The 20,353-nt window shown below is 70.7% G+C and carries 19 protein-coding genes and 1 riboswitch; of the genes, 11 read left to right on the plus strand and 8 right to left on the minus strand.

Translation table 11 applies throughout. From position 1 onward, the window contains the following. The first annotated feature begins 178 nt into the window (after positions 1-178). The gene (locus OG780_RS23305; RefSeq protein WP_328451141.1) at positions 179-901 is read left to right on the plus strand and encodes a pentapeptide repeat-containing protein; all 723 of its coding nucleotides are present in this window, start codon (positions 179-181) and stop codon (positions 899-901) included. 21 nt (positions 902-922) lie between these two features. Here the strand turns inward: OG780_RS23305 and OG780_RS23310 are convergent, their stop codons facing one another. Next, on the minus strand, positions 923-1,423 hold the full coding sequence (locus tag OG780_RS23310; protein ID WP_326787033.1) for a hypothetical protein: 501 nt from the start codon (positions 1,421-1,423) through the stop codon (positions 923-925). Between the two features lie 239 nt (positions 1,424-1,662). Here OG780_RS23310 and OG780_RS23315 point away from each other — a divergent pair, with 239 nt between their 5' ends. After that, positions 1,663-3,072 (plus strand): M1 family metallopeptidase, encoded by a 1,410-nt coding sequence (locus OG780_RS23315; protein WP_328451145.1) that lies wholly within the window; start codon positions 1,663-1,665, stop codon positions 3,070-3,072. A gap of 135 nt (positions 3,073-3,207) precedes the next feature. Here OG780_RS23315 and OG780_RS23320 read toward each other — a convergent pair whose 3' ends face one another. Beyond that, positions 3,208-3,783 (minus strand): TerD family protein, encoded by a 576-nt coding sequence (locus OG780_RS23320; protein WP_328451147.1) that lies wholly within the window; start codon positions 3,781-3,783, stop codon positions 3,208-3,210. A gap of 192 nt (positions 3,784-3,975) precedes the next feature. Between OG780_RS23320 and arfB the strand changes: the two genes are divergently transcribed. Next, on the plus strand, positions 3,976-4,404 hold the full coding sequence (gene arfB, locus OG780_RS23325; protein WP_328451149.1) for an alternative ribosome rescue aminoacyl-tRNA hydrolase ArfB: 429 nt from the start codon (positions 3,976-3,978) through the stop codon (positions 4,402-4,404). A 36-nt stretch (positions 4,405-4,440) separates the two neighbouring features. Here arfB and OG780_RS23330 read toward each other — a convergent pair whose 3' ends face one another. Beyond that, the gene (locus OG780_RS23330) at positions 4,441-5,004 is read right to left on the minus strand and encodes a flavin reductase family protein (RefSeq protein ID WP_328451151.1); all 564 of its coding nucleotides are present in this window, start codon (positions 5,002-5,004) and stop codon (positions 4,441-4,443) included. Positions 5,005-5,489: 485 nt separating this feature from the next. Between OG780_RS23330 and cdgB the strand changes: the two genes are divergently transcribed. Both cdgB and OG780_RS23340 read left to right on the plus strand, forming a co-directional pair. Then, entirely contained in the window at positions 5,490-7,211 is a 1,722-nt protein-coding gene (gene cdgB / locus OG780_RS23335; protein ID WP_328451153.1) for a diguanylate cyclase CdgB, read from the plus strand. A 117-nt stretch (positions 7,212-7,328) separates the two neighbouring features. Beyond that, positions 7,329-8,300 (plus strand): carbohydrate-binding protein, encoded by a 972-nt coding sequence (locus OG780_RS23340; RefSeq protein ID WP_328451155.1) that lies wholly within the window; start codon positions 7,329-7,331, stop codon positions 8,298-8,300. 32 nt (positions 8,301-8,332) lie between these two features. On the opposite strand, the gene OG780_RS23345 is transcribed toward OG780_RS23340, so the two are convergent. From OG780_RS23345 to OG780_RS23355, 3 genes are all read right to left on the minus strand, one after another. Continuing rightward, a complete protein-coding gene (locus OG780_RS23345; protein ID WP_328451157.1) occupies positions 8,333-9,262 on the minus strand; it encodes a 1-phosphofructokinase family hexose kinase in 930 nt (309 codons plus the stop codon). 144 nt (positions 9,263-9,406) lie between these two features. Beyond that, positions 9,407-10,591, minus strand: coding sequence for an N-acetylglucosamine-6-phosphate deacetylase (gene nagA / locus OG780_RS23350; protein ID WP_328451159.1), 1,185 nt, complete (start codon positions 10,589-10,591; stop codon positions 9,407-9,409). A 7-nt stretch (positions 10,592-10,598) separates the two neighbouring features. Continuing rightward, positions 10,599-11,594: an ROK family protein gene (locus OG780_RS23355; RefSeq protein ID WP_328451161.1), complete on the minus strand. Its 996-nt coding sequence runs from the start codon at positions 11,592-11,594 to the stop codon at positions 10,599-10,601. 154 nt (positions 11,595-11,748) lie between these two features. Here OG780_RS23355 and OG780_RS23360 point away from each other — a divergent pair, with 154 nt between their 5' ends. Together OG780_RS23360 and otsB are read left to right on the plus strand one after the other, a co-directional pair. After that, positions 11,749-11,976 carry a DUF3263 domain-containing protein gene (locus OG780_RS23360; RefSeq protein WP_328451163.1) on the plus strand — a complete coding sequence of 76 codons (228 nt, stop codon included), beginning with the start codon at positions 11,749-11,751 and terminating at the stop codon, positions 11,974-11,976. Between the two features lie 131 nt (positions 11,977-12,107). Beyond that, positions 12,108-12,962 (plus strand): trehalose-phosphatase, encoded by an 855-nt coding sequence (gene otsB, locus OG780_RS23365; RefSeq protein WP_328451165.1) that lies wholly within the window; start codon positions 12,108-12,110, stop codon positions 12,960-12,962. A gap of 156 nt (positions 12,963-13,118) precedes the next feature. Here otsB and OG780_RS23370 read toward each other — a convergent pair whose 3' ends face one another. Both OG780_RS23370 and OG780_RS23375 read right to left on the minus strand, forming a co-directional pair. Further along, the gene (locus tag OG780_RS23370) at positions 13,119-14,570 is read right to left on the minus strand and encodes an alpha,alpha-trehalose-phosphate synthase (UDP-forming) (protein ID WP_328451167.1); all 1,452 of its coding nucleotides are present in this window, start codon (positions 14,568-14,570) and stop codon (positions 13,119-13,121) included. Between the two features lie 78 nt (positions 14,571-14,648). Beyond that, positions 14,649-15,593: a glucosyl-3-phosphoglycerate synthase gene (locus OG780_RS23375; RefSeq protein ID WP_328451169.1), complete on the minus strand. Its 945-nt coding sequence runs from the start codon at positions 15,591-15,593 to the stop codon at positions 14,649-14,651. A gap of 205 nt (positions 15,594-15,798) precedes the next feature. Next, a riboswitch (SAM riboswitch) is annotated at positions 15,799-15,955 on the plus strand. 15 nt (positions 15,956-15,970) lie between these two features. Here OG780_RS23375 and thrC point away from each other — a divergent pair. From thrC to groL, 4 genes are all read left to right on the plus strand, one after another. Continuing rightward, positions 15,971-17,269, plus strand: a complete 1,299-nt coding sequence (gene thrC, locus OG780_RS23380) for a threonine synthase (protein WP_328451171.1) — start codon at positions 15,971-15,973, stop codon at positions 17,267-17,269. Then, entirely contained in the window at positions 17,266-17,541 is a 276-nt protein-coding gene (locus OG780_RS23385; protein WP_326787048.1) for a MoaD/ThiS family protein, read from the plus strand. Before thrC ends, OG780_RS23385 begins: the two co-directional genes overlap by 4 nt. 441 nt (positions 17,542-17,982) lie before the next feature. Continuing rightward, complete coding sequence (locus OG780_RS23390) at positions 17,983-18,186, plus strand: cold-shock protein (RefSeq protein WP_005315736.1); 204 nt, start codon at positions 17,983-17,985, stop codon at positions 18,184-18,186. Between the two features lie 395 nt (positions 18,187-18,581). Continuing rightward, on the plus strand, positions 18,582-20,207 hold the full coding sequence (gene groL / locus OG780_RS23395; RefSeq protein ID WP_326787049.1) for a chaperonin GroEL: 1,626 nt from the start codon (positions 18,582-18,584) through the stop codon (positions 20,205-20,207). Positions 20,208-20,353: the final 146 nt, after the last annotated feature.

Consider the following 20,353-nt stretch of genomic DNA (forward strand, 5'->3'; position numbering starts at 1 on the left):
TGGCCGACCTGCGCTCGCGCTTCCGGCGGTGCTCTGACGACAAGGCTTTCCGTGTGTACGACGTGACGCGGGCCCGTGATGTGACATGCCGTGCGTTTCCGCAGGTCGGCGTGATGTGGCAGGCGGGCGTCCGCGCGGGCCGGCGCCCGTTGTCAGTGGCGGCGGGCAGGATGGGGGCATGGCGAGGAGAGTGGCGGGCGGACGCGGCGGGACGGGTGCGAAGGCACCGGGATCAGGCCTGAGGGCGGCACGGCGGCCGGAGCTGCGGCTGCCCGCGCTGGAGCCGTACGACGGGGCGGAGCTGGAGCCGGACGGCGACTACGACGGGCTGGAGTTCCGGGAGGCGGACTTCGCCGGACAGGACGGCGGGGGAGCCCGCTTCATGGACTGCGCGCTGACGGGCTGCGCGCTGGACGAGACACGGCTGCACCACGCGCGCGTGCTGGACTCGGTCCTCACGGGCATCCGGGGCGTGGGCACCGATCTCGCCGAGTCGACGCTGCGCGATGTCGAGCTGATCGACGCCCGCCTCGGCGGGGCGCAGTTGTACGGCTCCGTCCTGGAGCGGGTGGTCGTGCGCGGCGGGAAGATCGACTATCTGAATCTGCGCAAGGCGAGACTCAAGGACGTCGTCTTCGAGGGCTGCGTCCTGGTCGAGCCGGACTTCGGGGGCGCCCGCCTGGAGCGGGTGGAGTTCGTGGACTGCGTCCTGAAGGGAGCGGACCTCACCGAGGCCACCCTCGTGGACGTGGACCTGCGCGCGGCGGCGGAGCTGGACATCGCGCGGGGCGTGGACCGGCTCGCGGGTGCGGTCATCAGCACCCACCAGCTCCTGGACCTGGCACCGGTGCTGGCGGCAGCCCTGGGGGTGCGGGTGGACGGCGGCGCGGAGGGGGCCTGAGACCCGCCGGCTGTCCGGGTTCTAGGAGACGCGGGGGAAGCGGGCCTGGAGGGTCCAGATCGCCGGGTTCTCGGCGAGGTCCTCGTGCAGGTCGGTGAGGTCCGCGAGCAGGTCGTGCAGGAAGTCACGGGCCTCGCGGCGGAACTCGGTGTGCGAGAAGGTCAGCGGCTCCTCGTCGCCCGGCATCCAGTCGGCCTCGATGTCCACCCAGCCGAAGCGGCGCTCGAAGAGCATGCGGTCGGTCGACTCGGTGAAGTCCAGTTCCGCCTGCTGGGGGCGGGAGGCCCGGCTGCCCAGCGGGTCGCGGTCGAGCTGCTCCACGATGTCGCACAGCGCCCACGCGAAGTCGAGCACCGGCACCCAGCCCCAGCCCGTGGACACCTCCCGGTCCGTCTTGGTGTCGGCGAGGTACACGTCCCCGCAGAACAGGTCGTGCCGCAGCGCGTGGACGTCCGCCCGGCGGTAGTCGGTCTGCGGGGGGTCGGGGAAGCGGTTGGAGAGGGCGTAGCCGATGTCGAGCACGAGGTGATGGTGTCACGCCGGGCGGCGCCCGCTTCCCGGTCGGGTGGGAGCCACGGTTTGCGCCCGGGCCGGGGGCACCGGGGGCTGCGGTTTCCGCCCGGGCCGGGGCGCCAGGAGTCGCGGTTTCCGGCCGGGCCGAGGGCACCGGGGCAGCGATTTCCGGCCGGACCGGGGAGGTCGGACCGCGGGATACGACGGCCGCCCCGCAGGTGGCGGAGCGGCCGCCTAGGATCGCGGATGTGCCCCGATCTTCCGTCACCGTCCCCTTTGCCCTGGCTCTCGCGCTCGTCGCCGGGCTCACCGCCTGCGGCGGGGACGGCGTGCACGGGAAACCCGGCGCGGCCGGCGTCGGCGACCCGTACTTCCCGAAGATGGGCAACGGCGGGTACGACGTCGCGCACTACGGACTCACCCTGTCCTACGACCCCCGGGACAAGCGGCTGACGGGGACCGCCGAGATCACCGCGCGGGCCCTGGAGGACCTCAGCGCCTTCCGTCTCGACCTGCTGGGGCTGGATGTCTCCGACGTCACCGTCGAGGGCCGCGGCGCCCGCTGGAGCCGGGCGGGCCAGGAGCTGACCGTGCGTCCGCACGACGACCTCGACAAGGGGGAGACGTTCAGCACGACGGTCCGCTACTCCGGGATCCCCCGGACGATCACCGACGCCGACTCCTCCAAGGAGGGCTGGCTGCGCACGGCCGACGGCGCCCTCGCCCTCGGGGAGCCCACGGGGTCGATGGCCTGGTTCCCCGGCGACCACCACCCCTCCGACAAGGCGTCGTACGACGTCAGGATCACCGTCCCGAAGGGCCTCCAGGCCGTCTCCAACGGCGAGTTGACGAGCGAGTCGACCACGGACGGCCGGACGACCTACGCCTGGCACACCGCGGAGCCGATGGCGAGCTATGTGGCGACGCTCGCGATCGGCAGCTACGACGTCACCCGCTCGACGGCGAAGAACGGGCTGCCGGTCTACACGGCGGTGGACCCGACCCAGAAGCAGGCGAGCGAGAAGGTGCTGGGGAAGATCCCGGAGATCATGGACTGGGCGGAGTACAACTTCGGTCCGTACCCCTTCTCCTCCACCGGGGCGATCGTGGACCGCGCCGACGACGCGGGCTACGCCCTGGAGACCCAGACGCGCCCCGTCTTCCCCGGCGCACCGGACACCAGAACCCTGGTCCACGAACTGGCCCACCAGTGGTTCGGCGACTCGGTCACCCCGAAGTCCTGGCGGGACATGTGGCTCAACGAGGGCTTCGCCACCTACGCGGAGTGGCTGTGGCAGGAGGACCACGACGGCGACTCGGCCGAGGAGATCTTCGACGCCCTCTACAAGGGCGACTACTACGAACCGGTCGACAGCAGTGAGATCTGGGCCTTCCCGCCCGCCGACCCGCCCGGTGCCGCGCAGATCTCCGACCCGCCCGTCTACTACCGCGGTGCGATGGTCCTGCACAAGATTCGCCAACTGGTGGGCGACGACACCTTCTACGACATCGTCCAGGGCTGGGCCGCCACCCGTCGTCACGCGAACGCGGACACGGCCGAGTTCACCGCGTACGTCGAGAAGGCCGCACCGGACAAGGATTTCAGCGGGATCTGGAAGAACTGGCTGTACGGAAAGGGCAAGCCGGCCCACCCGTGAGCCGCCGGACAGGCCGACGTCCGTGAGCGCCCCGGCGTCCCGCCCGCCGGACTCGGACGGCGCTGCCCCATGAGAGGAGCCCCCGGGTGAACCGCGGTCCGGGGGCTTCGCTCATCGTGCGCGTGCGCGCGGCTGTCAGACGCTGACGCCGAAGTCCTGCGCGATACCCGCGAGGCCCGAGGCGTAGCCCTGGCCGACCGCGCGGAACTTCCACTCGGCGCCGTTGCGGTAGAGCTCGCCGAAGACCATGGCGGTCTCGGTGGCGGCGTCCTCGGAGAGGTCGTAGCGGGCGATCTCGGCGCCGCCGGCCTGGTTCACGATGCGGATGTAGGCGTTGCGGACCTGGCCGAAGTTCTGCGTGCGGGTCTCCGCGTCGTAGATGGAGACCGGGAAGACGATCTTCTCGACGTCGGCGGGGAGGCCCGCCAGGTTGACGTTGATCGCCTCGTCGTCGCCCGCGCCCTCACCCGTCCGGTTGTCACCGGTGTGGACGATGGTCTGGTCCGGGGTCTGCTTGTTGTTGAAGAAGACGAAGTGGGCGTCCGAGTAGACCTTGCCCTGGGGGTTGACCGCGATGGCCGAGGCGTCGAGGTCGAACTCGGTGCCCGTGGTGGTGCGGACATCCCAGCCGAGGCCCACGGTGACGGCGGTCAGGCCCGGAGCCTCCTTGGTGAGCGAGACATTGCCACCCTTGGACAGGCTTACAGCCATTGTTGGGAGTCCCTTCCCTCGTGACGTACGGGCTTCGTACTGAGGACGAAGCTACCGTCACCCCTATGAACGCCGAGGGGGGTACCCGAGGTTCCGTGTGTCTTTACCTTTTTTACCCGGACTTCCCTCTTCACCCCGAGAGACGCCGAAAATCGCGTGACGCGGACCGGCCGCGCGGGCGACCATGAACACATGTCCGGTCCCTATGTCATCCGCGGCTCCGTCTCCCTGCCCGAGGCCGAGCTCATGTGGCGTTTCTCGCGCTCCGGCGGGCCGGGCGGGCAGCACGTGAACACCAGCGACTCGCAGGTCGAGCTCCGCTTCGACCTCGCGAGCACCGAGGCGCTGCCGCCCGTGTGGAAGGACCGCGCCCTCGAGAAGCTCGCGGGACGGCTCGTCGACGGGGTCGTCAGCGTCCGGTCCTCCGAGCACCGCTCCCAGTGGCGCAACCGCGAGACGGCGGCCGTGCGCCTGGCCGCCCTTCTCGCCGAGGCCACCGCGCCGCCGCCCCGACCGCGCCGTGCCACCCGTATCCCCCGGGGCATCAACGAACGCCGGCTGCGCGAGAAGAAGGCCCGCTCCGAGACCAAGCGCGGCCGCACGGGCCGCGACTGGGGCTGAGGGCCGCCCCGAGGCTTTCCGCCTGCCCGGGCCGCTTCAGCCGAGCTGCCGGTAGCGGCCCTTGAAGTAGGTCAGGGGCCCGCCGTCGGCGCTCGGCACCCGGGCCGTCAGGACGCGGCCGATGACGAGGGTGTGGTCGCCCGCGGGGATCCGCTGCTCGGTGCTGCACTCCAGGGTGGCCAGGGCGCCGCCCACCAGAAGCGCCCCGGAGGCCTCGCCGCGGACGTAGGGGATGTCCTCGAAGAGGAGCCGGTCGCTGATGCGGCCCTTCATGGAGAAGCGGCCGGCGATGTGGCGTTGGCTCTCCGCGAGCACGGAGACGCCCCACAGCGGCTGTTCGTCGAGCAGGTCGTCCATCCGGGACCCCTCGCGCAGGCTGACCAGGACCAGCGGCGGGTCCAGGGAGACGGACATGAACGCGGTCGCGGTCATGCCGATGTCCTCGCCGCGCGGCCCGTCGGGGGCCAGCGCGGGTTCGTGCGCGGTCACCAGGACCACACCCGCGGCGAGCCGGGTCATGGCGGCGCGGAACTCGTCGTTGCTCACCCCCTCAGCATGCACGGACGGGGTGGTGGCGAGGGCAGGGGGAGTCGTGAGCACGCCGAAACGCTAGTCTCCGCGCCGGGGGCGCCGCATCGGACCTCGGCCCGAACCGGGACCTAGGTCCGGGGACCGAGAGAGCGGGCGGAGAGGGCCCGGCGCCGGGGCGAAGGCGGGGCGGGCGAACGCGGAGGCCGGGACGGCCGTACTCTCGTCCGTACTCGTTCCACAGGTCCGGGCGTGCACAGGTTTTGCACAGTCGGCCAATAATGCATGCGTCAGACGCACACGGAAATGCAGAATCTCCACTCAATTGCTCAGGTTCCGCTGTGACTTGAGTCACAGGAGCCATATTTTGTTGACCCTGTGTACCGAGTGGGGAGCGCGCTGTGATTCAGTGGCTGAGGCGTTGAGCGGGAAGCTACCAAGCAGTACGGCGTGAAGGGGTTCGCGGGGAAGCGCCGGGCAGTCAGCACGGAACCGAAAGAGCACCCAGTACGCCGAGTGAACCCTGGAGTTGCTGCGAGGTCTCGAGGGGAGGGCGAATGGAGACCGAGTCGGAGCCCTACGTCCGTCTTGCGACCCTGCGGCAGCTGCACCAGGTGATGGCGGACATGAACACCGCCCGCAGCCTGGCGGACACGCTGCAGACCGTCGCCGACGGCGTGGTCACCGGGCTCGGCTACGAGCTGGCCTGTGTCAACCTCGTACGCCCCGACGGCGACCTCGTCGTCGCCGCTCTCGCCGGAAACCCCGCGGCCGAAGCCCTCATCACCGGCCGCGTCGGCTCCCGCGAGTCCTGGGAGCGCCGGCTCACCATGGGCGAGGCCTGGGGCGACCTGCGGTACATACCGCACACCGAGGGCTGGGTCCTCGACGAGGACGACGTACCGCAGTGGTACACCGACGGTCCCGCTCCCCGCTTCGAGGACGAGTGGCATCCCTCCGACCGTCTCTTCGCGCCGTTGTACACCCCGAACGTCAGCGGCAGCGGCAGCAGTGGTGGCGGCCACGGCGAGCTGATCGGCGTGCTGTCGGTGGACCGGCCGCGCAACGGCCGCAAGCCGGGCGCCTGGGGCCGCGAAGCCCTTCAGATGTACGCCTTCCAGGCCGCCATCGCTATCAGCAACGCACGTCTACGCGCGAATATGCAGCGCGCCCTGGTCCGCCTGGAACGTGAGCAGCAGGCTCTGCGCGCCAGTGAGGAATCCTTCCGCCAGGCCTTCGAGTACGCCCCCTCCGGCATGGCGATCGCCGAGATGGGCGGCGACCAGCACGGCCGCATCCTGCGCACCAACGACGCCCTGTGCCGGCTGCTGGGCCGGCCCGCCTCCGCGATGCGCCGCTACTCCTTCTCCGACCTCGTGCACCCCGAGGACATCGGCACCCTGCTGCGGACCTCCGCCGAGGGCGGCCGGGCCGAGCTGCGGCTGGGGCGCCGCGACGGCACCTACGTCTGGGTCCATCTGCGCAACTCCGTCGTCGCGGACGCGGCCGACGGCCCCCGCTTCCTGCTCACCCACGTCGAGGACATAGAGGACCGCAAGCGCCGTGAGCTCCAGCTCGCGCACCGCGCCTCGCACGACGCCCTCACCGGCCTGCCCAACTCCGCCGAGCTGCGCTCCCGGCTCGGCGCCCGCCTCTGCCGGCGCCCGGCGTCCCTGCCGCCCGGCGCGGTCGCCTCGCTGGACGCGGCGTACGGTCACGGGGATTTCACGGACCCGCTGTCCGGCGAGTACGACGACAACGGCCACCCCGCCTACGACGGGAACGGGCACGGCTTCGACTTCCGGGCCGGCGCCGAGGCGTTCGAGGCCTTCGACCACCATGTGCACACCATCGCGCCCGAGGGCGAGACGGACGACGGCACCAAGGGGCTCGCGGTGCTCTTCTGCGACCTCGACGGTTTCAAGTCGATCAACGACCGGTTCGGGCACAACGCGGGTGACGAGGTTCTCATCGAGGTCGCCCGCCGCCTCACCCACGGGGTCCGGGACGGCGACACGGTGGCGAGGCTCGGCGGCGACGAGTTCGTGGTGCTCGCCGACGGCCTCGGCCGCGCGGACGCCCAGGACCTCGCCGTACGCCTGAGGAACGCGATCATTCCTCCCATCAGGGTCGATGGACGGGCCGTCCGCGTGGGCGCCAGCTTCGGCATCGGGTGGGCCCACTGCGGAATGACGGCGGACGAGGTGTTGAAATCGGCTGACGAACGGATGTACGTCGAGAAACGTTCTCGTCCCAAACAGCACAGGCGCGCGGGGTAAGACACAGGCCAGTGCATCGATGCGGTGAAGGCCTCCCGTCCGGCCCAGGGAAACCGGGTAGGCTCGCCATTCATTCGTGTACCGCATCAGAACCGCACCCGCTGAGGAGACCAAGGGATGACGCCCGGCAACAACGGCGCGAGCACGCCCGAGGAGGACGACCCGTTCGGCTATCTCTACGCCGACGGTCAGGCCAACGGAGCCACGCCGCCCTCTGGAGGCGGTGGCTACGGCTACCCGGGCTCGGTCAACCGGGTGCGGGCGGTCGGCGAGCGCAAGTACGGCCAGCAGACCGCTCAGGGCACCTACGGCCAGCAGGCCCCCACCGCCCCGTACGGCCAGGTGCCGCAGCAGGGTGGCTACGGCCAGCCGAACGCCCACTACGGGGCTCCCGAGACCGTTCCCGGCGGTGCGCAGACGGCGCGGACGCCGATGCCCGGTCACGGTGACGGCGGCCGCGGCCGCGGCCCGAACACCAAGGGCCTCCTCATCGGCGCGATCGCCGTGGTCGCCGCCGTCGTGATCGGCATCAGCATCGCCATGATGGGCGGCGGGGACGACGACAAGGGCGGCAACCAGGCCGACCCGACCCCCTCGACCGCCCAGAGCGCGTCCCCGACCGATGGGGAGACGAAGGGGTCCGACAAGCCCGCGGAGCTCCCCAAGGCCGACGCGAAGGCGCTGAACCTGGGCAGCACCGGCGTGACGACGGCCTCCGACGTCCAGGGCGCCCAGTCCGACGGCGGGGTCTACGTGGCCGGCCTGAACAATCCGGGCGCCTCGGTGACCTGGACGTTCAACGGCATCCCCGAGGACGGCGTCTACACCGTGTTCGCGCGCTACAGCGTGCCCGGCCAGGACGCGTCGATGACGCTCACGGTCAACGGCAAGCCCTTCGGTTCCAAGCTGAGCATGAAGAACTACGCGCACGCCGCCGAGGGCGACTTCGCCAAGGGCTGGACGACGACCTACGCGTGGCCCACCCTCAACAAGGGCACCAACACGATCACCCTGTCCTGCGGGGACGGCGACAGCTGCAACGTGCTGCTCGACCAGTTCTCGCTGAAGAAGGGGAAGGTCGAGCGCTAGCCTCCCCCGGGTGGCTGAAGGGGCCAAGGGGGCTATGCCGCGGCGGACTCCGCGGTCACGGTCACCCGGCCCAGCAGGCTCTCGTACAGGGCCCGGTCGAACTCGCCCGCCACGGGTGCCGCCACGGTCGCCGTCGACAGCGCGACCGCGCGGGCGAGACGGGCCGGCCAGTCGAGTTTCTCCACCAGGCCCGACAGCAGGCCCGCGACGGCCGAGTCGCCCGCGCCGGTCGGATTGCCGTGCGCCCGTACGGGCGGGGTGGCCCGCCAGTGGCCCTCGGGGGTGTGGGCGAGCAGCCCGTCCGCGCCGAGGGAGGCGACCACCGCGTGCGCGCCGCGCCGCCGGGCGTTGCGGGTGGCCTGCAGCGGCTCGTGGGAGCCGGTGAGTTCGGCCAGTTCCTCGGCGTTCGGCTTGACGATGTCGGGGCGGGCGGCGACTCCCCGGCGCAGGGGCTCGCCGCTGGTGTCCAGGAGCACCGGGACGGCCGAGGCGCGTGCGGTGCGGACCAACTGGGCGTAGGCGCCGACCGGGACGCCCGGAGGCAGGCTGCCGCACAGGGCCACCGCGGAGGCGGAGCGCAGCAGATGCTCGTACGTCTCCTGGAAGGCCGACCACTCGGCGGGTGTTATCGCCGGTCCCGGTTCGTTGAGCTGAGTCGTGTCACCGGTCGTCGTGTCGACCACGGCTATCGTGCGGCGCGTCGAACCCCGCACCGGGACGAGCGCGTCCACCACCCCGGCCGACTCGGCCAGTTGGTCCCGTACGGTGCGGCCGGTCGCGCCGCCCGTGAAACCGGTGACCGTCACCTCGTGTCCGAGCGCGGCGAGCACCCGCCCCACGTTCAGGCCCTTGCCGCCCGGGCGTTCGGTCACCTCGCTCACCCGGTGCGAGCTGTGCGGGCGCAACGCCCGCACGCGATAGGTGATGTCGAGAGCGGTGTTCAGTGTGACCGTGAGGATCACCTGGGCCGACCTCCCCCGAAGAGTTCTGTGACATGGGCGCCGGTCGGACGCCCGCCGGTGGTTCCGGAGGCTCGATCATGCCAAACACAACGGCGGTCGGCCCAGTCCCCCCAGGCCAACCGCCGCAAGCAACAAAGGTGTGAATCAGCCCAGTTGTGGATCGACCACCCATTCTCCACCGCGCATCACGCCCTTGAGCGCGAAGTCGGCGTCGAGAACCACGAGGTCCGCGTCCTTGCCCGGCTCCAGGGAGCCCACCCGGTCGTACGCGCCGAGCAGACGGGCGGGGTTGGCGGAGATGGCCGCCACGACGTCCTCGACCGGCAGCCTGTCGATCGTGACGGCGCGCTGGAAGGCACGGTCGAGGGTGAGCGTGGAGCCCGCGATCGAACCGCCCTCCACCAGGCGGGCCACCCCGTCCGCGACCTCGACCTCCAGCGGGCCGAGCATGTAGCGGCCGTCGCCGAAGCCCGCCGCGTCCATCGCGTCGGTGATGAACGCGACCCGGCCGGGGCCCGCGTGATGGAACGCCAGCTCCAGCGAGGCGGGGTGCAGATGCGTGCCGTCGTTGATCAGCTCGACGGTGATCCGCCCGTCCTCGAGGAGGGCGGCGATCGGGCCCGGCGCGCGGTGCCCGAGTGCCGGCATCGCGTTGAACAGGTGCGTCGCCACGGTCGCGCCCGCGTCGATGGCCGCCTTCGTCTGCTCGTACGTCGCGTCGGTGTGCCCGATCGCGGCGATCACCCCGTGTTCGGCGAGAAGCCGTACGGAGTCGAGTCCGCCCGGCAGTTCGGGGGCGAGCGTGACCATGCTGGCCCTGCCGCGCGCCGCGTCGAGGAGCTTGCGGACATCGGCCGGGTCCGGGTCGCGCAGCAGTTCCTCGGAGTGCGCGCCCTTGCGGCACGGCGAGATGAACGGGCCCTCGAAGTGGATGCCCGCGATATCGCCCTGTTCGGCCAGTTCGGAGAGCATCCCGGCGCGTTCGGCGAGGCCGTGCATGTCACCGGTGACGGTCGAGGCGACGACGGTCGTGGTGCCGTGCAGACGGTGGGTGTGGATGCCCCGCAGGACGTCCTCGACCGTTCCCGAGGTGAAGGACGCGCCGCCGCCGCCGTGGTTGTGGATGTCGACGAAGCCGGGGACCACCCAGTGGCCGGACAGGTCGGTCACGGGCGTGTCCGCGGGGGCTCCCCCGAGAACTCCGGCGGGTCGCGTCTCGGGGGCACCCGCGCCGGCGATCCGCGCACCGTCGATGATCACGCGGCCGTCGTGCACGATCCCGGTGGGCAGTACCACCCGGGCGCCGGCGAGAACCTTGCTAGGGGCCATCGGGTGGTTACCTCCGGGGAGTCGTAGGAATGGTGTTCAGGAGGTCCCGGGCGAGGAGCCCGGCACCGAGGCATCCGGCGGTGTCCCCGAGGGCCGCGGGGACGATGGACGGCAGCTTCTGGAACGTGACACGTCGCTCGACCGCGGCCCGCAGTGGTGTGAACAAGGTTTCCCCCGCCTCGGCGAGCCCGCCACCGATGATCAGCGTGCGCGGGTCCAGGAGGGTGAGCGCGGTGACCAGGCCGTCGGCGAGCGCGTCGACGGCCTCCTGCCAGACGGCCCGCGCCCTCGGGTCGCCCGATTCGACGGCCTTGGCGCAGTCCGCCGCGTCCGCCCCGGGGTCGCCCGACGCCTCGGCCCAGGCCTGGCTGACGGCCGCCGCGGAGGCGAACCGTTCCAGGCAGCCGCGCTGCCCGCACGGGCACGGAGCTCCGCCGGGCCGTACGACGATGTGGCCGATCTCGCCCGCGAAGCCGTGCGCGCCCTCCTCGACGACGCCGTTGATGCCGATGGCGCCCGCGATGCCGGTGCCCAGCGGGACGAACAGGAAGCGGTCCGCTCCCCGCCCGGCGCCGATCCGGCCCTCCGCGAGCCCGCCGGTGCGCACGTCGTGCCCGAGCGCGACGGGCACGCCGCCGAGCCGTTCGCCGAGCAGCCGGCGCAGCGGGACGTCGCGCCAGCCGAGGTTGGCGGCGTAGACCGCGATGCCCTCGGCGGCGTCGACGATGCCGGGGACGGCGACGCCCGCGGCCAGGGCGCTCTCGCCGAAGTGCTCCTCGCCGTGGGCGCGCAGTTCGGCGGCGAAGTCGAGGATCTCCTCGACGACGGCGTCGGGCCCGCGTTCGCGGCCGGTCGCCCGGCGGGCCTGGTGCAGCAGCGCGGGGTGCCCGGGGGTCCCCGGCCGCGGCGCGTCGGGGCGGTCCGGGGAGGGCTCGGTGTCCACCCCGACGAGGGCGGCCTTCATCCCGGTGCCGCCCACATCGAGGGCGATGACGTGTCTCACGGGGGACAGTGTCGCCCTTTACCCCTTGAAAGGTCTAGTCCACTCACGCGATAGGAGACGTCGTATTCCACGTTCCGGGACCCGCACCCCGGGCGCGGCGGCACGGCGGCCCCGGCCCCGGCGCTTGTCGGTGCCGGGGACTACCGTGCTGTCCATGGAAGAGCTGCCCACGCGCGAACGGAGCATTCTCGCCCTGGAGCGCCGCGGCTTCCCCGGTCCCGGCGCCAAGGAGCGCGCCATACGCGAGCAGCTGGGCCTGGCCCCGGTCCGTTACTACCAGCTCCTGAACGCGCTGCTGAACGACCCGCGCGCCCTCGCGCACGACCCCGTCACGGTGAACAGACTGCGCCGGGTCCGGGAGGCCCGCCGGGACGAGCGGTGAGGCGGGGGCATCCGGCCCGACCCGGGTGACCGGGGCATCCGGCCTGATCGAGCACGAGTCCGGGCAGCAGGACTCACTTCCGCTCATCCATAGGAACGGTGCGGTCGCCCCCGCCCGGATAGGGTCGCCCCATGGGCAGCCACCCCGAATCCAAGGACTCCTTGCCGGCCCCGGTGACCCCCGCCGGACGCGACGCTCTGGAAGCGATCCTCACGCGCCCCACCCGCACCGTCGTCGCACTCGACTTCGACGGAACCCTCGCCCCCATCGTCCCCGACCCCGACCGGGCCCGCGCGCACCCCGACGCGGTCCCCGCACTCGCCGCGCTCGCCCCCAAGGTCGCCTCCGTCGCCGTGGTCACCGGCCGCCCCGCCGGTGTGGCCGTGCGCCACGGCGGCTTCGCGGGCGTGGCCGGACTGGAGCACCTGGTCGTCCTCGGCCACTACGGCGCCGAGCGCTGGGACGCGGTGAGCGGCACGGTCACCGCCCCCGCCCCGCATCCCGGCGTGGCCGCCGTCCGCGCCGAACTGCCGGGGTTCCTCGACGGTATCGGCGCCTGGCAGGGCACCTGGATCGAGGAGAAGGGCCGTGCCGTCGCGGTGCACACGCGGCGTGCCGCCGATCCTCAGGCCGCGTTCGAGGCGCTCCGGGAGCCGCTGGGTGAACTGGCCGCCCGGCACGGGCTGATCGTCGAGCCGGGGCGCATGGTCCTGGAGCTGCGTCCGCCCGGGATGGACAAGGGCGTCGCCCTCATGGAGTACGTCCGGGAGATCGGTGCGGAGGCTGTTCTGTACGCGGGTGACGACCTGGGTGACCTGCCCGCCTTCGCCGCCGTCGACAAGCTCCGCTCCGACGGGATCGCCGGCCTTCTGGTGTGCAGCGGCAGCTCCGAGGTCGCCGAACTCGCCGACCGTGCCGACCTGGTGGTCGACGGGCCGCCGGGAGTCGTCCGCCTCCTCGCGGCCCTCGCGGCCGAACTCGCCTGAGCGGGCGGGCGGGCCGCAAGCTGGTTTCGCCCCCTCCGCCCCTACCCGTCCCGTACCCGGGGGCTCCGCCCCCGGACCCCGCTCCTCAAACGCCGGAGGGGCTGAAATTTCCCCGGCCGGGGCTGAAACGTTCCCCGGCCGGGAAACGGAATGTGCTCAGGTTTCCAGTGCCTGGAGTTGGTCCAGGAACCACTGGGCCGGGGGGAGGGCGGTGGCCGCGGCGGCCAGGCGCTTGGTGCGTTCGGCTCGTTCGCCCGGCTGCATGCCGAGCGCCTCGTGCAGCGCCCGCGCCGTCCCGGTCACGTCGTACGGGTTCACGGAGATCGCGTCCTCACCCAGTTCCTCGTACGCCCCGGCCTCCCGCGACAGGACCAGCGCGCAGCCCTCGTCGGAGACGACCGGGATCTCCTTGGCGACGAGGTTCATGCCGTCCCTGATGGGGTTGACGAGGGCGACGTCGGCCAGCCGGTAGGCGGCGAGCGAGCGCGCGAAGTCGTCCTTCACGTGCAGCACCACCGGGGTCCAACCGGGCGTCCCGTACTGGGAGTTGATCTCGTCGGCGACGCGCTGCACCTCGGCCGTGTAGTCCCGGTAGACCGCGAGGTCCTGCCGCGAGGGGTAGGCGAACGCCACGTGGACGACCCGCTCGCGCCACTCGGGGTGGTCGTCGAGCAGCTGCCGGTACGCCAGCAGCCCCCGCACGATGTTCTTGGACAGCTCGGTCCGGTCGACGCGCACGATCGTCCTGCGGCCGGCGCCGATCTCCTCGCGCAGCGCGGCCATCCGTTCCTCGACGTCCGCCCGGTGCGAGCGCTCGCGCAGGAACTCGGCGTCCGCGCCGAGGCCGTGCACACCGACGAGGGTCCGACCGGGCGGGGAGCCGTCGAGGTGCTCGATCTCCGGCCGGTCCTCCGGGGACGAGGCCACCCGGTACCGCTCCGGGGCGGCCGTCTCCACGCAGCGCGTGAAGGCCGTCGCCCACCGCCGGGTCAGGAACGCCACGCGGTCAGCGCCGAGCATGCCGTCCAGCAGTTCCGCGCGGATGTCGTCGGGGAGCATCCGGAAGTAGTCCTCGGGCGCCCACGGGGTGTGGGAGAAGTGGCCGATGCGCAGGTCGGGGCGCAGTTCGCGGAGCATCCCGGGCACGAGGCACAGGTGGTAGTCCTGGACCAGTACGGCCGCGCCCTCGGCCGCCTCCTCGGCCAGCGCCTCGGCGAAGGCCCGGTTGTAGGTCCGGTACGACTCCCACTGGCGCCGGAACTCCGCGTCGAAGACCGGCTCCAGCGGGGTCTGGTAGAGCAGGTGGTGGACGAACCACAGCACGGAGTTGGCGATGCCGTTGTACGCGTCGGCGTGGACCTCGGCGTCGATGGCCAGCATCCGTACGCCGTCCTCGCCGACCCCGCGCCGGACCGCCTCCCGGTCGCCGTCGCCGAGGGCCGAGCACACCCACAGGGCGCCCGCGTCCGGCCCGATCGCCGAGAGTCCCGAGACGAGGCCGCCGCCGCCGCGTCTGGCGTGCAGCGAGTCGTCCTCCCGTACCTCGTAGGTGACCGGGCCGCGGTTGGAGGCGACCAGAATCCTGTGGGCACCATGCGTTGAAGCCATGCCTCGAAACCTAGCCCCGTGTCGAAACGCTCAAACGCGCCCCTTCGGCCGTATGTGATCGCGGCCGTCAGGGCCGGTCTACGCGGCCCTGCGCCGCTGGTACTCGGAGATTTCGCTCATCGGCGGCCTTTCCTCGGTGTCCACCGAGTACGTGCGCGGCTGGAAACCGTCCCGGCCACGCTCGAACTGGGTGAGGGCGGGGCGGATCAGGTGACCGCGGGCCAGCCGGAGCTGCGCGGTGCGGTAGATCGCGGCGGCCATGCGGCCGAGTGCCTGGCCGTCCTGGTGGCGGTGCTTGCGCACCCCGACGTCCACCTGGGCGAGGGCGTCCAGGCCCACCAGGTGCAGGGCGTCGACCAGCATGCCGAGTTCGACGCCGTAGCCGACGGGGAAGGGGAGCTGTTCGAGCAGCGAGCGGCGTGCCGCGTACTCGCCGCCGAGCGGCTGGACGAAGCCCGCGAGCTGCGGCCAGTGCATGTTCAGCAGGGGGCGGGCCATCAGCTCGGTGACCCGGCCGCCCTGTCCCGAGGCGCCGCCCAGCGGGCGGTCGTACATGGCCTTGACCAGGTCGACGCCGGGATCGGTGAGTAGCGGGCCCACGATCCCGGAGACGAAGTCGGACGAGAACTCCTTGAGGTCCGCGTCGATGAAACAGACGATGTCCCCGCTCGTGACGAGGAGCGACCGCCACAGCACCTCGCCCTTGCCGGGCACGGCCGGGATCCGCGGGAGGATGTCGTCGCGGTGCACGACCCTCGCGCCCGCGGCGGCGGCGACCGCGGAGGTGCGGTCGGTCGAGCCGGAGTCGACGACGACGATCTCGTCGACGAGGGGCACCTGCTGCATCAGGTCGTGGCGGATGATCGCGACGATCTCGCCGACCGTCTCCTCCTCGTTGAGCGCGGGCAGCACGACACTGACCGTCGATCCCGTGATGCGTTTCGCGGCCATGATCTTGTGGAGCGGGCGGTCGGTCACGGACCAGGAGCGTGTGCTCAGCCAGCTTTCGACGTCCTTCAGCACGGTCTGCGGCTCCTCACTGTCTGATCACACGCTCTCATCGGCGTGCCCGCTGCGGCCAGCGGCAGATCGATTGCCGTCGTCTCGCGGTTCGGACGACTATCTCAACTGTCCTGGCCTTCGGTTACAGTCTTGAACAACGCGGATGACCATCGCATGTCCTGGATCGTCGGTACGTATCGCGTTCAACAGTTCAACAATCAAATACCGCTCATCCAGAGGGGCAGAGGGATACGGCCCGATGAAGCCCCGGCAACCCTCCAGCCGGTCTCGTACCGATCGATGTCGATCGCGTCGCGAGGCTCCCGGCTCGGGAAGGTGCCAAATCCGTCTCACGGCGAAGTGCGTCGTGAGGAAGATGAGGAAAGGGCCTCGCCTCCATGGCTGCGCAGACAGTTGCAAGTACCACGAACTCCGCCGAAGCGGTGGACCTCGGCCCGGCCGCGGCGCTCTCCTGCCGCGAATGCGGGCACCGCGTCCCGCTCGGCCCGGTCTTCGCCTGCGAGGAGTGTTTCGGCCCGCTGGAGATCGCCTACGACTTCTCGGCCTACGAGACCGAAGAACTCCGCAAGCGCATCGAAGCGGGACCCGCGAACATCTGGCGCTACGCGCCGCTGCTGCCCGTCCCCGCGGACGTGGCGGACAAGCCCAACATCAACCCCGGCTGGACCAAGCTCGTGCAGGCCGACAACCTGGCCCGTGAGCTCGGTGTCGACGCCGGAAAGCTCTTCGTCAAGGACGACTCCGGCAACCCGACGCACTCCTTCAAGGACCGCGTCGTCGCCCAGGCCATCGAAGCGGCCCGCGTCTTCGGCTTCACCACCCTCTCCTGCTCCTCCACGGGCAACCTCGCCGGCGCCGTGGGCGCCGCGGCGGCCCGCGCCGGCTTCCGTTCCTGCGTGTTCATCCCGCACGACCTGGAGCAGGGCAAGGTCGTCATGGCCGCGGTCTACGGCGGCGAGCTCGTCGGCATCCAGGGCAACTACGACGACGTGAACCGCTTCTGCTCCGAGCTGATCGGCGACCCGGCCGGCGAGGGCTGGGGCTTCGTCAACGTCAACCTGCGGCCCTACTACGCCGAGGGCTCCAAGACCCTGGCGTACGAGATCTGCGAGCAGCTCGGCTGGAAGCTCCCCGACCAGCTCGTCGTGCCGATCGCCTCCGGCTCCCAGCTCACGAAGATCGACAAGGGCCTGCAGGAGCTGATCAAGCTCGGGCTCGTCGAGGACAGGCCCTACAAGATCTTCGGCGCCCAGGCCGAGGGCTGCTCCCCGGTGTCCGTCGCCTACAAGGCCGGCCACGACGTCGTACGGCCGCAGAAGCCGGACACCATCGCCAAGTCGCTCGCCATCGGCAACCCCGCGGACGGGCCGTACGTGCTCGACATCGCGCGGCGCACCGGCGGTGCCGTGGAGGACGTGAACGACGAGCAGATCGTCGACGCGATCAAGCTGCTCGCGCGCACCGAGGGCATCTTCGCGGAGACGGCCGGCGGCGTGACCGTCGGCGTCACCCGCAAGCTGATCGAGAACGGTCTCCTCGACCCGACCCTCACCACGGTCGTGCTGAACACCGGCGACGGCCTCAAGACCCTGGACGCGGTGGCCTCGGACACCGGGCTGACCGCGACCATCCGCCCGAACCTCGACTCCTTCCGAGAGGCTGGCCTCGCATCATGAGCGTCAACGTCCGCATCCCCACCATCCTGCGCACCTACACCGGTGGCGCCGCCGAGGTGACGGCCGAGGGCACGACCCTCGCCGAGGTCATCAGCGACCTGGAGAAGAACCACACGGGCATCGCCGCGCGCGTCCTGGACGACCAGGGCAAGCTGCGCCGCTTCGTCAACGTGTACGTCAACGACGACGACGTTCGCTTCGAGCAGGGCCTGGAGACGGCGACTCCGGACGGTGTGGGCGTCTCGATCATTCCGGCCGTCGCCGGAGGCTGATCGTTACCCTCGGTAATGCCGAACACAGTGCGTTCACATAATTGCCCCCTCCGTAAGACAAACGGAGGGGGCAATTCTGTAGGGTTGAGCGCGCTAGAGTTGGGGAAGCCGCTCCAATTTGGATGTTGGTTTCATGCCGGACGCATATGAGTGAGCGTTCGCGGGCCGACAAGAAGTAGCCAAACTGGCTCGCCTTTTTGGGCATTTTATGGCATTTGCGGGGCCCGACTTGCCCCGAATCCTTGCGCATTCTCCGCATATCATTGATCGGCCATGCCCAGAATTCTCGTCCGATTGACCTGTTGCAGAGGGCAGTTGGACAGATACATTCAGCCGCGGTCGACGCGTTCCGGCGCACACCCCCAACCGTTGGGGGGTGAGGTCTGACCCGGATCCGCGAAGTGTGGATCTGTGCAAGGGCCAGTAATAGGGGAGTTAGGCATGGCTCAGGGCACCGTCAAGTGGTTCAACGCGGAGAAGGGGTACGGCTTCATCGCGGTCGACGGTGGTGCGGACGTCTTCGTGCACTACAGCGCGATTCAGATGGACGGCTACCGCACCCTTGAAGAGGGTCAGCGAGTGGAGTTCGAAATCTCGCAGGGCCAGAAGGGTCCGCAGGCGGACATGGTCAAACTCGCCGTCTGATCGGGCGCGAACGACCACCGACGCAACTCACATACGAGGGGCCCGCATCCCACAGGGATGCGGGCCCCTCGTACGTCCCCGGCCACCTCCGGCCGTCCTCCGCTTGTCCTGCGCGCGCCCGCGAGCGTGCCCGTGCGGGGCCGCGCGAGGGCCGCCCTCCAGGGCGCGCGTGGAGGTCGCCCATCGGCCCCGTTTTCGTGAGAGGCGCTTGCACTCGCAGTGGTCGAGTGCTAATCATTGGCGTTAGCACTCTCCCAGTGAGAGTGACAGAACTTGGATCGGGTCAGCGAGGCCCGCGGGCCTGTGGGGCAAGGAACCACAAGGCTTGCAGGCCGTCCGTCGCGGGCGCGGGCACGATCCGGAGCAATCCACCCCGTCCGGGAGGACCACTTCACATGGCCAAGATCATCGCGTTCAACGAGGAGGCACGGCGCGGTCTCGAGCGCGGGATGAACCAGCTCGCTGACGCCGTCAAGGTCACCCTCGGCCCCAAGGGCCGTAACGTCGTCCTCGAGAAGAAGTGGGGCGCCCCCACGATCACCAACGATGGTGTTTCCATCGCCAAGGAGATCGAGCTCGAGGACCCGTACGAGAAGATCGGCGCCGAGCTGGTCAAGGAAGTCGCCAAGAAGACGGACGACGTCGCCGGCGACGGTACGACCACGGCGACCGTGCTGGCCCAGGCGCTCGTGCGCGAGGGTCTGCGCAACGTCGCCGCCGGCGCCAACCCGATGGCCCTCAAGCGCGGTATCGAGAAGGCCGTCGAGGCCGTCTCCGGTGCCCTGCTGGAGCAGGCGAAGGATGTCGAGACCAAGGAGCAGATCGCTTCGACGGCCTCCATCTCCGCCGCCGACACCCAGATCGGCGAGCTCATCGCCGAGGCGATGGACAAGGTCGGCAAGGAAGGCGTCATCACCGTCGAGGAGTCCCAGACCTTCGGTCTGGAGCTGGAGCTCACCGAGGGTATGCGCTTCGACAAGGGCTACATCTCGGCGTACTTCGCCACCGACATGGAGCGTATGGAGGCCGTCCTCGACGACCCGTACATCCTGATCGCGAACTCCAAGATCGCGAACGTGAAGGACCTGCTCCCGCTCCTGGAGAAGGTCATGCAGGGCGGCAAGCCGCTGCTGATCATCGCCGAGGACGTCGAGGGCGAGGCCCTGTCGACCCTGGTCGTCAACAAGATCCGTGGCACCTTCAAGTCCGTCGCCGTCAAGGCTCCGGGCTTCGGTGACCGCCGCAAGGCCATGCTCGGCGACATCGCCATCCTCACGGGCGGCGAGGTCATCTCCGAGGAGGTCGGCCTCAAGCTGGAGAACGCGGGTCTGGACCTGCTGGGCCGCGCCCGCAAGGTCGTCATCACCAAGGACGAGACCACGATCGTCGACGGGTCCGGCTCCGCCGACCAGGTCGCCGGCCGTGTGAACCAGATCCGTGCCGAGATCGAGAACTCGGACTCGGACTACGACCGCGAGAAGCTCCAGGAGCGTCTGGCGAAGCTGGCCGGCGGCGTGGCCGTCATCAAGGCCGGTGCCGCCACCGAGGTCGAGCTCAAGGAGCGCAAGCACCGCATCGAGGACGCCGTTCGCAACGCGAAGGCGGCTGTCGAGGAGGGCATCGTCGCCGGTGGTGGCGTGGCCCTGCTCCAGGCTTCCTCGGTCTTCGAGAAGCTCGAGCTCACGGGTGACGAGGCGACCGGCGCCAACGCCGTGCGTCTCGCCCTGGAGGCCCCGCTCAAGCAGATCGCCGTCAACGGTGGTCTCGAGGGTGGCGTCATCGTCGAGAAGGTGCGCAACCTGCCCGTCGGCCACGGCCTGAACGCCGCGACCGGTGAGTACGTCGACATGATCGCCGAAGGCATCATCGACCCGGCGAAGGTGACCCGTTCCGCTCTGCAGAACGCCGCCTCCATCGCCGCGCTGTTCCTGACCACCGAGGCCGTCATCGCCGACAAGCCGGAGAAGGCCGCTGCCGGCGGCGCTCCGGGCGGCATGCCGGGCGGTGACATGGACTTCTGATCGACCCCGGTCGATCAACCGTCCTGACGTTCCGAGGGCGGCACCTTCCCGCAAGGGGGGTGCCGCCCTCGGGCGTTTCCCGGCCCGCCCCCGGACGGCTCCCGGGGGTACGCCGGGTCCACGACGTGGCCCGGATCACAGGGGTG

Source organism: Streptomyces sp. NBC_00386 (assembly GCF_036063235.1).
Lineage (GTDB): Bacteria > Actinomycetota > Actinomycetes > Streptomycetales > Streptomycetaceae > Streptomyces.